This window comes from Metabacillus rhizolycopersici (genome assembly GCF_020075705.1).
Genome location: NZ_JAIQUM010000009.1, coordinates 1 through 14,038, shown reverse-complemented (window position 1 = coordinate 14,038; position 14,038 = coordinate 1). Strand labels below are relative to the sequence as shown.

At 37.5% G+C, this 14,038-nt stretch carries 10 protein-coding genes; 1 reads left to right on the top strand and 9 read right to left on the bottom strand.

Translation table 11 applies throughout. From position 1 onward, the window contains the following. Window positions 1-3: 3 nt before the first annotated feature. From def to K9V48_RS06050, 8 genes are all read right to left on the bottom strand, one after another. Window positions 4-486: a peptide deformylase gene (def, locus tag K9V48_RS06085; RefSeq protein ID WP_111615025.1), complete on the bottom strand. Its 483-nt coding sequence runs from the start codon at window positions 484-486 to the stop codon at window positions 4-6. A gap of 403 nt (window positions 487-889) precedes the next feature. Continuing rightward, complete coding sequence (gene priA, locus K9V48_RS06080) at window positions 890-3,304, bottom strand: primosomal protein N' (RefSeq protein ID WP_224137802.1); 2,415 nt, start codon at window positions 3,302-3,304, stop codon at window positions 890-892. Continuing rightward, a complete protein-coding gene (gene coaBC, locus K9V48_RS06075) occupies window positions 3,305-4,516 on the bottom strand; it encodes a bifunctional phosphopantothenoylcysteine decarboxylase/phosphopantothenate--cysteine ligase CoaBC (protein ID WP_224137800.1) in 1,212 nt (403 codons plus the stop codon). A 240-nt stretch (window positions 4,517-4,756) separates the two neighbouring features. Continuing rightward, on the bottom strand, window positions 4,757-4,957 hold the full coding sequence (gene rpoZ, locus K9V48_RS06070) for a DNA-directed RNA polymerase subunit omega (protein WP_111615028.1): 201 nt from the start codon (window positions 4,955-4,957) through the stop codon (window positions 4,757-4,759). A gap of 1 nt (window position 4,958) precedes the next feature. Next, complete coding sequence (gmk, locus tag K9V48_RS06065; protein ID WP_224137921.1) at window positions 4,959-5,573, bottom strand: guanylate kinase; 615 nt, start codon at window positions 5,571-5,573, stop codon at window positions 4,959-4,961. A 15-nt stretch (window positions 5,574-5,588) separates the two neighbouring features. After that, complete coding sequence (remA, locus tag K9V48_RS06060; RefSeq protein ID WP_111615029.1) at window positions 5,589-5,852, bottom strand: extracellular matrix/biofilm regulator RemA; 264 nt, start codon at window positions 5,850-5,852, stop codon at window positions 5,589-5,591. 74 nt (window positions 5,853-5,926) lie between these two features. Beyond that, complete coding sequence (locus tag K9V48_RS06055) at window positions 5,927-6,802, bottom strand: YicC/YloC family endoribonuclease (protein WP_224137798.1); 876 nt, start codon at window positions 6,800-6,802, stop codon at window positions 5,927-5,929. Window positions 6,803-6,958: 156 nt separating this feature from the next. Then, window positions 6,959-9,649: a calcium-translocating P-type ATPase, SERCA-type gene (locus tag K9V48_RS06050; protein ID WP_224137793.1), complete on the bottom strand. Its 2,691-nt coding sequence runs from the start codon at window positions 9,647-9,649 to the stop codon at window positions 6,959-6,961. 401 nt (window positions 9,650-10,050) lie between these two features. On the opposite strand from K9V48_RS06050, the gene K9V48_RS06045 reads away from it, so the two are divergent. After that, window positions 10,051-11,766: an Rqc2 family fibronectin-binding protein gene (locus tag K9V48_RS06045; RefSeq protein WP_224137785.1), complete on the top strand. Its 1,716-nt coding sequence runs from the start codon at window positions 10,051-10,053 to the stop codon at window positions 11,764-11,766. 314 nt (window positions 11,767-12,080) lie between these two features. On the opposite strand, the gene K9V48_RS06040 is transcribed toward K9V48_RS06045, so the two are convergent. Continuing rightward, window positions 12,081-14,038 (bottom strand): SH3 domain-containing protein (locus K9V48_RS06040; RefSeq protein WP_224137783.1); only part of this gene is annotated, 1,958 nt, incomplete at its 5' end.

Genomic DNA, 14,038 nt, shown 5'->3' with positions numbered 1-14,038 from the left:
ATGTCATCCTTCCGCACTTTCTAAATCCTTTTCATCTATATATTTTTCTACTTTTGATGTAAATAACACACCTGCAAGATGATCCATTTCATGTTGAATCGCTCGTGCAAGAAAACCTTCAGCTTCGATGATATTTATTTTTCCTTTTCTGTTGAAGGTTCGTACTTTTACATAATTAGCCCTACTAACCTCTCCATACAAACCTGGAAAGCTTAGGCAACCCTCAGGACCTGTTTGTTTTCCACGTTCTTCTATGATAGTTGGATTGATTAATTCAATTGTTCCATGATGATCGTCAATATCAACTATCGCAATTTGTTGCGGAATGCCTATTTGAGGTGCTGCTAGACCAACACCGTCATACTCAATCATCGTATCGTACATATCTTTTAAAAGCTTTGTTAGCTTCCGATCAAAAACAGTCACCTTATCACACTGTTGTTCTAAAACTTCTGCCGGAAACAAAACGATTGGTTTTACTGCCAAAAAAACTCCTCCATTATTTAAAGCGCAAGCGCCTTGACCAGCCTTGGGCAAATAAGACAAGCCGGCTGGAAGGTTGTTCTTTAACCTTCTGGACGGATTGGCTGTAGACCTAAGAGGGGCCGGACGCTTGCGCTAGATATTATAAACTAAAGAACTAAAGCGGAAGCGCCTTGATCAGCCTAAGGCAGGCATAAGACGCGCATGAATAGAAGTTGTTCTTTACCTTTAATTCATGCGTGGCTAGACCTTAAAGGGGCCGGACGCTTGCGCTGGATGTCGTGCGCTTATCCACAGTTCAAGAATTTTATAGTTTCCTAAACGATTAAAAATACCTACATTCTTCCTCTCGAAATCTTAAAGACGGGGTTGTACTTCCCGTTAATCTGCGATAAACAGGCGCAACTTACATCATTGAATTAGGATTTAAATCTATTGCAATTATTAAATCGTTTGATCCCGTTTCTGCCTGGAAATGTTCTATGATTTTTCTTAATGTTTCATGTAAGTTCTTTTCCCGCTTGTATTTTACCATGCATTGGTAACGATATCTATCCTTGATTCGTGGGATTGGTGAAGCTACTGGCCCGAGGATTCTCGTTTCATATTCTACATGTCTTCTTAAAAACTGGACGATTTTCTCTGTCACTGAAACAACCTTTGTTATTTCTGGATGGGAAACCGTTAAGAGCGCAATGTAGTAATAGGGTGGATATGCATGGTTTTTGCGGTTGTTCATTTCCTGCTCATAGAATAGATCATAATCATATTGTTTTGCCAATTGAATGCTATAATGCTCTGGAGCATATGATTGAATAATGACTTCACCTGGCAGCTCATGTCTTCCTGCTCTTCCACTTACTTGAGTTAATAGTTGAAAAGTTTTTTCTGCTGCACGAAAATCTGGCAGATTAAGCATTGTATCAGCTGTTAAAACACCAACAAATGTGACATCTGGAAAATCAAGTCCTTTTGCAATCATTTGAGTTCCTAAAAGGATATCCGCTTCTTTATTTCCAAATTTCGTTAATAGCTTTTCGTGAGCACCTTTCCTCCCAGTTGTATCAACATCCATACGAATGATTCGCGCTTCAGGTAAAACCTTAACTAGCTCTTCTTCTACCTTTTGTGTACCCGTTCCAAAAAAACGAATATGTTCACTTTGACATTCTGGACAAACGGTTGGCATCTGTTCCTCATATCCACAATAATGGCATTTAAGCTGATGCCCATGACGATGATAAGTTAACGAGATATCACAATGTGGACATTGAATAACAAATCCACAATCACGACACATAATAAACGAAGAATATCCCCTTTTATTAAGGAATAAGACCGATTGTTCTCTTCTTTCCAATCGTTCTGTTAATTTCTCCAACAATGCGGTTGAAAACATTGTTCTATTGCCATTTCTAAGTTCTTCCCTCATATCAATAATATCAACACTCGGCATCGATTTTTTGTTCACGCGTTCTTTTAAAGTAAGAAGCTTGTACACCCCTTTTTGCGCACGAGCAAATGATTCTAGTGTTGGTGTAGCGCTCCCTAACACAACCGGGCATTTGTGAAGTTTCGCACGATAAATAGCTACATCTCTAGCATGATAACGTGGATTTTCCTCTTGTTTATAACTAGATTCATGCTCTTCATCGATAATAATCATACCTAAATTTTCAAATGGAGCAAAAATTGCTGATCTTGCCCCAACGACAATCTGAACCTCTTTACGCTGGATTTTTCGCCATTCATCATATTTTTCACCTGTAGAAAGACCGCTATGAAGGACGGCCACTTTTGATCCAAAGCGACCTTTAAAACGATGAACCATTTGGGGAGTTAACGAGATTTCAGGAACGAGGACAATTGCTTCTTTTCCATTCTTTAGTACCTCTTCGATTGACTGAAGATATACCTCAGTCTTACCACTTCCTGTGACTCCATACATTAGAAAGACGTCATGTTCCGTTTCGCTAATGGACGTTAAAATAGGCGTTATTGCCTTTTGTTGTTCATCGTTTAATTGTAAGGGTGTCGTTTTTTTAAAATTGCTATCTTGATATGGATCACGATATACTTCTCTCGATTCTTCCACTAAAATCCCTTTTGATATCAGTGCCTTTACTGAGGCATCTGATGTAGATGCCTCAGTTAATAAGTCTTGTAACGAAATCTCACTAATTTGATTCGTAATAAAATAGGTGAGGATATCTATTTGCTTCTTAGCATTTGTTGGTAGCTGCTCAACCAACTCAGCTAGCCGAGAAAACGATTCATTCCGTTTAATTATTTTGATCATCTTTTTATTCGTCTTTTGTTTCACTTTATAGATGACTTCCAAATTCCCTTGTTCAATTTCCTTATGGATCTCTTTAAGTGAAACAGTTTGTTGTATGTCTTTTAAGTCAACTTGACTGTTTTTTTGAAAAAACGGCTGAATTTGTTTAGGTAAATCCGCTAATAAATCTGTTGTAATTCCGATCATTTTTTCGTATTTCGCCTTCATTGCTGCCGGTAGCATCACTTGAAAGGCGGAGATTTTAAAGCATAATGTTTTCTCCGTTAACCATTGACCTAGTTGTAGAAGCTCGCTTGTTAAACATGGTGTTATGTCTAGTAATTCTGTAATCGACTTTAATCGTTTAAAATCTGAATGGTCCTTCGTCTCGACAACAAATCCTTGTACCTTCCTAGGGCCGAATGGAACAATGACTCTCATGCCAGGAGTTAATACCCCTTCCCATTCATCTGGTATTTTATAATCAAAAGCACGATCTGTTTGCATGGCCGGGACATCGACGATGACACTTGCATATTTCATTTATTCTGCTCCTTTTAAAAGCACTTGCACTTTGTCTAAGAGCCTTTTTGCTACTTCATACTTAGACATGATCGGCAATTCAATCTTTCGTAGATCACGTTCATAGATCGTAACGATATTCGTATCAGTTCCAAATCCAGCTCCTACTGAGGACACATTATTGGCAACAATTAAATCTAAATTCTTGGTTTCTAGCTTTCGCTTTGCATATTCTTCTACATTATTTGTTTCGGCAGCGAAACCTACTAAAAGTTGATGTTTTTTCAGTTTACCTAATTCCTTTAAAATATCGGTCGTTCTCTCCATTTTCATCTGTAAGTCATCTGGTTGCTTTTTCATCTTTTGATCAAAGGATTGAATTGGCCGGTAATCAGCTACTGCCGCTGACTTTATCACAACATCTGTATGAGGATAATGTTCAAGCACACGTTCATACATGTCTTGCGCTGATTCAATTTGAATCGTTTTAACATTTTCAGGAGGCACAAGTGTTGTAGGTCCTGAAATCAAGATTACATTCGCACCTAATTTTGCTGCTACATCCGCAATTGCATAACCCATTTTCCCTGTAGAATGGTTGGTAAAAAAACGAACAGGATCTACTTTTTCTCTCGTTGGTCCCGCTGTAATGAGGATATTTACACCGTTTAACGGTTTGCCCCATTCAATTTTTTCAAAATGTCTTTTAAGCAGGTTAACAATTTTCTCAGGTTCTTCTAGTCTGCCCTTCCCAACATATCCACAAGCTAAAAAGCCTTCACTAGGCTCGATAAACTCGTATCCATAGTCATAAAGTGTTTGTATATTTTTCTGAACAGCAGGATGATCATACATATGGACATTCATTGCAGGAGCGATCCAAACCTTCGCAGTAGTAGCTAGTAACGTAGTAGTTAACATATTATCTGCAATGCCACCTGCAAGCTTGCCAATCGTATTCGCTGTCGCCGGTGCAACAAGAACTAAATCTGCCCAATCTGCCAAATCAATATGTGCAATGACTTGTGAATTTTTCTCATCAAACGTATCATAAAATACATCATTTCGGGAAAGAGCTTGAAATGTTAAAGGTGTAACAAATTCCATAGCTGAATCACTCATAATGACCTTTACTTCAGCACCAGCTTGTACCATTTTACTTGTTAAAGCAACAGCTTTATAGACAGCTATTCCTCCGCTAACACATAATAATATTTTTTTTCCAGCTAACATACTCTCCCACCCACTTTGAGAAATCTTTATTATGTCTATTTTATCAATAAAATGTCTTTTCTAATAAAAGCGCAAGCGCCTTGATCAGCCTAAGGCAGGCATAAGACGCGCATGAATAGAAGGCGTGGCGGCTTATGACCCCAAGGGGCTAGGCGCTGGATAATTCTCGAAGCCAAAACTTATAAATTCTCATATTCTGAAAAAAATAACAACCTACTGACTAGGTTGTTATTTTAACCATTATTTTTCCGGTCTTTGATAATTTAGGAGACCTGCGTTAATTTCCTCTAGTGCTTTGCCAACATATTTAAACGATACAGGCTTTTCAATTTGTTGATCACTTAAATCCTGCATTTCACGTGCACGTTTTGCTGCAACTGTTACAAGTGTATATTTTGAATCTAATTTATTCATTAAAACATCAATCGATGGATAAAGCATATTATTCAACCTCCAGAATTTTTTTATAACGTGGTGCTACTCGATCACGGCGACAATGCTCAGCTGTGACGATTGCCTTTATTCGATCACAAGCTAAAAGGACATTATCGTTTTCAACAACGTAATCATAAGCATCCATCATCACAATTTCCTCTTTTGCTACCTTCATACGGTTATTAATTAATTCTTCTGTTTCCGTTCCTCTTGTGACAATGCGATTTTTCAGCTCATTTAAGCTCGGAGGACTTAGGAAAATTAACAACCCTTCAGGGAATGCGCTACGTACTTGAAGTGCACCTTGTACTTCGATTTCTAGAAAAACATCTTTTCCTTCGCTTAATGTTTTTTCTACATAATCAACGGGTGTACCATAATAATTACCTACATATTCAGCCCACTCTAGTAGTTTATTTTGTGAAATCAACTCTTCAAAATCTTCTCGTGATCTAAAGAAATAGTCGACTCCATCAACCTCTCCTTCTCTCGGCTTTCTTGTTGTCATTGAAATTGAATATTCAAATGCTGTGTCTTCTTGTGAAAATAATTCTTTTCTAACTGTACCTTTTCCTACACCCGAAGGTCCCGATAGGACGATTAATAATCCTCTTTCTTTTATCAATGTACTTACTCCCTACCCTTCATCTGATAGCTCTTCTTTATTCGAAAGCCTTTGAGCAACTGTTTCAGGTTGTACAGCTGAAAGGATAATGTGATCACTATCCATAATAACAACTGCTCTTGTACGCCGGCCGTATGTAGCGTCTATTAACATGCCTCTATCTCTTGCATCTTGAATGATTCTCTTGATCGGAGCTGATTCAGGACTAACAATCGAAATGATGCGGTTTGCAGAAACGATGTTGCCAAATCCGATATTGATTAGTTTAATACTCATATGTATGCTCCCCCTAATTAAGGACAAAACTATTTTTGCCTTATAAGCCCGTTTATAATCAATCGAACGGTAACCTATTCAATATTTTGAACTTGTTCTTTTAATTTTTCAATAATACTTTTTAATTCGACGACATTTTTTGCGATTCGTCCATCATTTGCTTTTGAACCAATTGTGTTAGCTTCCCTATTCAGTTCCTGTACAAGAAAATCTAACTTACGGCCGATCGGTTCACTTGTTTGCAATGTTTTCTCGAACTGATGGATATGACTATGTAGCCTTGTTAATTCTTCACTAATATCGGCTTTATCGGCAAATAGTGCGACCTCTGTTAAGATACGGTTTTCATCGATCATCCCTGTGACAAATTCAAAAACCCGTTTTGTCAGTTTTTCACGATATTGCTCAACAACAGTAGGTGCAACTAATTCAAGTTCTTCACCTATGTTCCTCATATCTGCCAGCCTAGCTTGTAAATCTACAGATAATTGTTCCCCTTCTGCTTTTCGCATTTCTGACAATTGCTGTACGGCAGACTCTATAATATGTAAAAGCTCTTTTTCTACAATGTCACTAGACGTTGACTCTTCAAGAATGTCAATTCCTTCACGTAAAGATAAAATCTGGTCGAGTGTAACTTCATCCTTAAGGGAGAACCGCTCATTTATTTCGTGTAGTGTGTCAACATAGTGCGACAATAAATCCCAATCTATATGAATTGATTTTTCAACTAGTGACTCACCATCGAGATTTACATAAACTTCAATTCGACCCCTACTTACAAATTTGGAGATAAGTTTTTTTATTTTATCTTCAATACTAAGAAACTGTTTCGGCATTTTTAGACTAATCTCTAAAAATCGGTGGTTAACTGATTTCATTTCAACTGTCATAAAACATGATTCAACTTGTCCACTCGCACGACCAAATCCCGTCATACTTACTACCATTATGTATCACATCACTTTCTTTCTGCTTACTTAATTGAACCGTGACGCTCTTTTATGTGAAATTTATATAATTCTAATTTAACTACACTTATAAAAATATCACGTTATTAAGGTAACAAGCAAAGGGGATGACTTTTTGGGTCACCCCCTTTAGGATTATATCATAGTCTTCGCTGGTTTTCTTGCTAAAAGTGAGCCTGCAAGTAAAAAAGTTGGGATTGCAGAAAATCCTAGAACTAATAGCCAATCTCTCGGTAAAATCGGAAGCGTATGGAAAATTGGCTGTAAAGGTGGATAATAGATGACAACGAGCATTAACAATATTGATGATATAACTGCCACAATTAAATACATATTCTCAAATGGATTCCGCTCAAAGATTGACTTTTCGCTACGACAGTCAAATACATGAATGAGCTGAGCCATCACCAATGTTGCAAATGCAATAGTTTGCGCGTATGCAAGATCGTCTGGATTCTGTTTGTAAACAATCATAAATGCTGCTAGTGTCGCGATCCCGATTAAAAATCCGCGCGATAAAACTTTCCATCCCAGCCCTCTGGCAAATACCCCTTCTTTTGGATGACGTGGTTTTCGTTTCATCAAATCTCCTTCAGGTTGATCCAAACCAAGCGCCATCGCAGGTAAACCGTCTGTCACAAGATTTACCCAAAGAATTTGAATTGGTACGAGCGGCAAAGGTAAGCCTAGTAACATCGCAAAAAGCATGACGAGAATTTCCCCAACATTTGAAGCAAGAAGATAGCGAATGAATTTACGGATATTCTCGTAAATATTTCTTCCTTCTTTAATAGCCGATTTAATTGTTGCAAAGTTATCATCCACTAAAACAAGAGCAGAAGCTTCTTTAGCAACGTCCGTTCCTGTAATCCCCATTGATATCCCTATATCAGCAGCTTTAATCGCTGGGGCATCGTTCACACCATCACCTGTCATCGCTACAATATGACCACGATTTTGTAGTGCCTTTACGATCTTTAATTTATGCTCAGGTGAAACTCTTGCAAACACGTACACATCATCAACAATTTCTTCTAGCTCTTCAACAGAAAGTAGGGATAATTCTTTCCCTTCCATCACCCTGCCATTTGAAGGTAAGAGATTTAATTGTTTCGCGATTGCCTTTGCGGTGATTACATGGTCTCCAGTAATCATGACCGTTTTAATACCGGCATCACGACATTCTTGAACAGCTTGTTTTACCTCAGGCCGCGGTGGATCAATCATCCCTTGTAAGCCAATAAAAACTAAATCTTTTTCAGCTTCAAAGCTAGTGTTTATTCTTTCAGATGGTTGTAACGGTTTAAACGCAATCGCAATTGTACGTAATGCTTGAGAAGCTAGCGACTCAATTGCGTTTTTTACGTTAGCCTCATAATCATGACTCAATCCTTCTTGTCGTTCATTCCATAAAATATGTTTCGAGACGCCAAGCAAGACATCTGGTGCACCCTTTGTGACGACAAATCGTTTTCCTGCTTTATCCTGAATGATTACACTCATCATTTTGCGTACGGAATCAAATGGAAATTCTTCAATAACTTCAAAATTCCTTAACAAAGCTTCCTTTTTTAGCCCCGCCTTCATAGCTGCTACTAATAGTGCTCCTTCTGTTGGATCGCCATCTAGGTGAAATTGACCTTCTTTTTCAACAAGCATAGCACTGTTACATAATGATCCAAATGTCAAGATTTGCTGAAGTGTTTTCGTTTTTATGACATCAACTACTCTGTCATTAGATGAAAATTCTCCATGTGGATGATAGCCAGTACCACTAACGCTCCATAGTTTATCTCCAGACCAAACATGTGTAACCGTCATTTTATTTTGTGTCATTGTCCCTGTTTTGTCTGAACAGATAACAGAGGCACACCCTAGTGTTTCAACTGCCGGCAATTTCCGAACAATTGATTTTTGCTTGATCATTCGCTGTACGCCAAGCGACAAAGCAACAGTTACAATCGCAGGCAGGCCTTCAGGAATTGCAGCAACTGCTAATGACACCCCCGCCAAGAACATCGTATAGATGTCATGACCTTGTAATACCCCAATTCCAACAACAAGCACTGTTAAGGCAAGGGCAACAACAATCAATATTTTTCCTAGCTGCTCTAAACGTCGCTGCAATGGCGTGTCCATCGTTTCAGCATTTTGCAGCAGATCAGCTATTTGCCCCATTGCTGTATTCATTCCTGTACCGATAACGATACCAACACCAGATCCTCTTGTTACCAACGTTCCCATAAAAACCATATTTGTTAAATCACCTAGTCCAACATCTGAACCTGCAATAGGTCGTATGGATTTTTGAACTGGAAGCGATTCACCAGTAAGCGCTGATTCTTCTACCTCTAAGCTTTTTATTTCAATTAATCGCATATCAGCGCCAATTCGATCACCACTTGTAAACTTTACAATATCACCTGGAACAAGCTCTTTAGAGAGAATCCGCACCCATTCTCCATCTCTTAGAGCCATTACTTGAGGCGCAGAAAGCTCTTTTAATGCCTCAAGTGATCTTTCCGCCCGTCTTTCTTGAAAAAAACCAAGGACACCGTTAACTATTACAATCGCTATAATCGCGATGGCATCAATATATTCTCCAAGTAACCCGGAGATTAAGGTAGCGGCTAATAAAACGAGAACCATAAAGTCCTTAAATTGACTTAAAAAGAGTAAGATAGCTGAAGGGCGATCAGCCTCCTTTAATTCATTGTATCCGAATTTCTCTTCCCGCTTTTGAACCTCCTTGCTTGTTAGTCCGGTATCAACCTCCGTATTAATTGAATTCACTACTTCTTCTGATCTCATTTCATGCCATTTCATGGATCGCATACACACCCCTTTAAACAGAAAAATTTTCACGTCTGATCTGCGATTATTTCTCACTTTCCGCCTTACTTGAAATTCCCATCCTTCGATAATTCAATAATGACAAACGACGCTGTAAACATAGATTTTTGCTACTGAAGAGCAACGAGAACACCAATAATGGGAATTCATCTATAGACAACTTATTCAGCCTCGTCCAAAAACATGCTATAATCAAATGAAAACTTAAATGAATAAGGGACTGAAGTTGCTTAATTATTTTAAAAGCTGATCAAATAGACAATTAGATTCTAGATCCCCCTCTTTTCACCCGAAATTAATGCAATTTAAAATAAAAAAGCTAATACGAAAGTTACATACACCCTGGTGCATGTTTAACAAAAGGAGTCTGTGCGATGTCATTCGATGGTTTATTTACATATACGATTACAAAAGAATTAAAAGAAGCACTACATAATGGCAAAATCACAAAAATCCATCAGCCATTTAAATACGATCTTATATTACAAATTAGAGCTGGCGGAAAAAATCAGCGCTTGTTTCTGTCTGCACATCCAAGTTATGCAAGGATTCATTTAACGAACGAAACCTATGAAAATCCAAGTACACCACCGATGTTTTGTATGCTATTGCGTAAACATTTAGAAGGTGGTGTAATTGAAAACATTGAACAGCTTGATATGGAAAGAATTATTATCATTGACATAAAAAGCCGAAATGAGCTTGGCGATTTAACAGCAAAGCGATTGATGATTGAAATTATGGGAAGACATAGCAACATTATTCTCGTTGATAAAGAACAGAATCTGATTTTAGATAGTGTGAAGCATTTATCCCCAGCCGTTAATCGACATAGAACTGTCCTTCCTGGACATGAATATGTATTACCACCTGGACAAGGTAAAGTAAATCCATTTGACGCTAACGAGGAAGCAGTCTTAAAAAAGCTTGATTTTAATTCAGGTAAGCTAGATCAACAAATTGTTCAACAGTTTGCAGGGATTTCACCACTTTTTGCTAAAGAGGTCATATATCGAGCTGGATTAGTAAATCGGACAACTTTGCCAAAAACATTTTTAAATATGATCGATGAACTCAGAAACGATACAATTCAACCGCAAATTTTCTATCAGCAAAATCGTGAACTTTTTTACATGATAAACCTCACTCATTTAGAATCTAGTAAATCCAAAACCTTTGCGACGATGTCTGAATTATTAGATCGTTATTATTATGGTAAAGCCGAACGTGACCGTGTGAAGCAGCAAGGAAATGATTTAGAACGTTTTATCGTTAATGAAAAAAAGAAAAATGAAAACAAAATCAAAAAATTAGAAGCAACATTAGATCAAGCTGAAAAAGCAAATCAATTTCAATTATATGGAGAATTGTTAACAGCAAATCTTTACGCTGTTAACAAAGGAGATAAACAGGTTGAAGTCATCAATTATTATGATGAAAAAAGCGGGACCATTATCATTCCTTTAGACATTCAAAAAACTCCTTCTGAAAATGCACAAAAATACTTTACTAAATATCAAAAAGCGAAAAATTCGGTCGAAGTTGTTCATAACCAAATCGACATTGCCCAAAACGAAATTGACTATTTTGAACGATTAATTCAACAAATGGAGTCTGCTTCCCCGCGCGACATTGAAGAAATTCGTGAAGAATTAATGGAAGGGGGTTACTTAAAGCAAAGACAATCACGAAATCTTAAACAAAAAAAAGCCCACAAACCAACGCTAGAACACTACGTTTCAAGTGATGGTACAGAGATTATCGTCGGTAAAAATAATAAACAAAATGAATACTTAACAAATAAATTTGCCGCACGCGATGACGTCTGGTTACATACAAAGGACATCCCTGGTTCTCACGTCGTCATTCGCAGCAAAAATCCATCGGAAGAAACTATACTAGAAGCTGCAAATATCGCTGCCTATTTTAGTAAAGCAAAAAACTCTAGTGCTGTCCCCGTGGATTTTACCGCAATTAGATTTGTTAAAAAACCAAGCGGTTCAAAGCCTGGGTTTGTTATCTATGATAATCAACAAACAATCTATGTGACACCAAATGAGGACTTGGTGTTTCGATTACGAAAAGGGTAAAGTAAAACTTCCAAAATTTATAATTTTTTAAAGATAAGAAAGTATAAATTTTTTGACTTATAGTTTTCGTGTCCAGCGCAAGCGTCTTAGACCCAAGAGGCTAAACAAGGCGCTTGCGCTTTTCTTATCCTTCACTTTCCACTAGCTCTTTAATCTTAAGCTTAAAGAGCAGAATATCCACCAAACTCCTTAATTTCTCTTGAATCTTGAGGTTGGTGTTATATTACATATTAAGAATGGAGTACATTATTTTTGTCCTGTTTTCACGCAAAAAGAGGCTGACTCACCGAAACGGTGGTCAACCTCTTTTTTGATTATTTATATGTTGGAATATCTAAGACAAGTGTATACGAATCTATTAAATGGTATAAATTATGAATTTGATTAACTTGCTTTGCGGCCCAACCAATATCAGTTGCATATTGACGTGATGCATAGCCATTAACAACAGCAGAACTAGGATTCCATCTCATTTTATAAAGAGTGTCTTGACCGGCGCTAATATATCCTTGAGCAATAAATTTTGCACCGCCAATAATCGCTGCTTCAGGGGTAAACCAGCCTGCATTATTGGCATACTGTGCCCCACTTGTTAATGCTGTTCCATCATACGCCCCAATTCCATACATATTATAAACTGTTTTACCATTTACATTAACGCCTGTTGCAAGCTGTGAAGTGCCTTTACCAGTTTCTAATAATGCATGTGCTATTAAATAAACCTCATTCACATTATACATTTCTCCGGCAGTTACAAATGCGGAAGCTGTTCCTTCTAAAATTCCTTTTCCAGCAAGAATTCTCTCATTCACTTCATCGACATTTAGATTGGCACTAACGGATAATTTTAAAAATTGTAGAGAATCAACTGTCGTACTTAAGAAGTTCGTAGGATCCAAATAATAGGTTACATCTTCTGGACTAGCATTTACCCATGATTTATTATAGTCGATTTGATACCAATAATAACCATCATTCCCCATTATTTTTGAAATAATCGGCAGAGTTGTTCCATTTTTCACTGTTCCTACTACCCAATAATCAGTACCTGCTCCACCACGAACATTCCAACTAGTTCCCTTTACTGTTCCACTCGAAGAACTAGTTAAAACTAGAGCATCTTCCCTTATGTACGTTTGATATTTTTTATCTGTTTGTGGTTTAACCGCCATTTGAATATCAGTCAAATCCTTTAAACTAATTTGATATTGTTCAAATGTCTTTTCATCATTCTTATCAGAAGTGCTAGGATTATACGGTTCTATTGTAGACAAATACTGAGAACTCACATAGCCTGTTTGGCCATTGGCTGTAATCCTCGCCCAATCATTTTCTTCCGAATACACAGTAACGACTGTACCTCTAGATAATTTTGTCATAATAGTTGCTGACGTAGTGGGCTCAGTTCTCATGTTTAAAGTTGAACCATAGATAACATTCACATATTTTGATATGATTTCGTCAGCAGTATTTTCATTTGATGGATCTGGACCATTTTCTAGTGAAGATTCTGTACCAGCAGTCGTTTTTGTCGAAGAAAGATAGTCTGAACTCACATAGCCCAACTGTTCGTACGCCTTTATCTCTGCCCAACCATCCGCTTCAGAATAGACTGTTACCTCCGTACCGCGTGCAAGTTTTACAATAATTGACGAATCTGCCGATGGATGATTTCTCATATTCAAACTTGAGCCAATGCTTATATTTACATATTTCGTTTCCATTGTTTGTTCTAGCTCAGGAGAACTTCCAACTATCGGTTTCGTTTCAGAAAGGTATGGGACGCTAACATAACCAACTTGTCCATTTACAGCAATCTTCGCCCAACCATTTGACTCGGAATAAACAGTTACTTCTGTTCCTTTTGTTAAAGTTATGAGAACTTTTCCATTTAACGAAGCAGACTCCCTTACATTCAAACTTGAGCTCACATTTACATACTTCGTTGTTATAATCTCTGGAATCGAACTATTATTTTCACTCTGCTTTAAAGTTGTTAAATACTGGCTACTTACATACCCTATTTGACCAAAAGCTTCAATTTTAGCCCACCCATTAGATTCAGAGTAAACCTTTACTTCTTTCCCTTTTGCTAACTTAACAATAATAGAAGCATTTGATGATGCACTATTTCGCATATTTAAAGAACCACTATTTACTTTGACGTATTTCGTTTGTGTTTTTGCCTCAGGAGTTGGTGCTGGTGGTGTCGATGGTGAAGCCGTGCTTGTTCGAGGTTTTGTTGACGTTAAATAACTTGAACTCACATAGC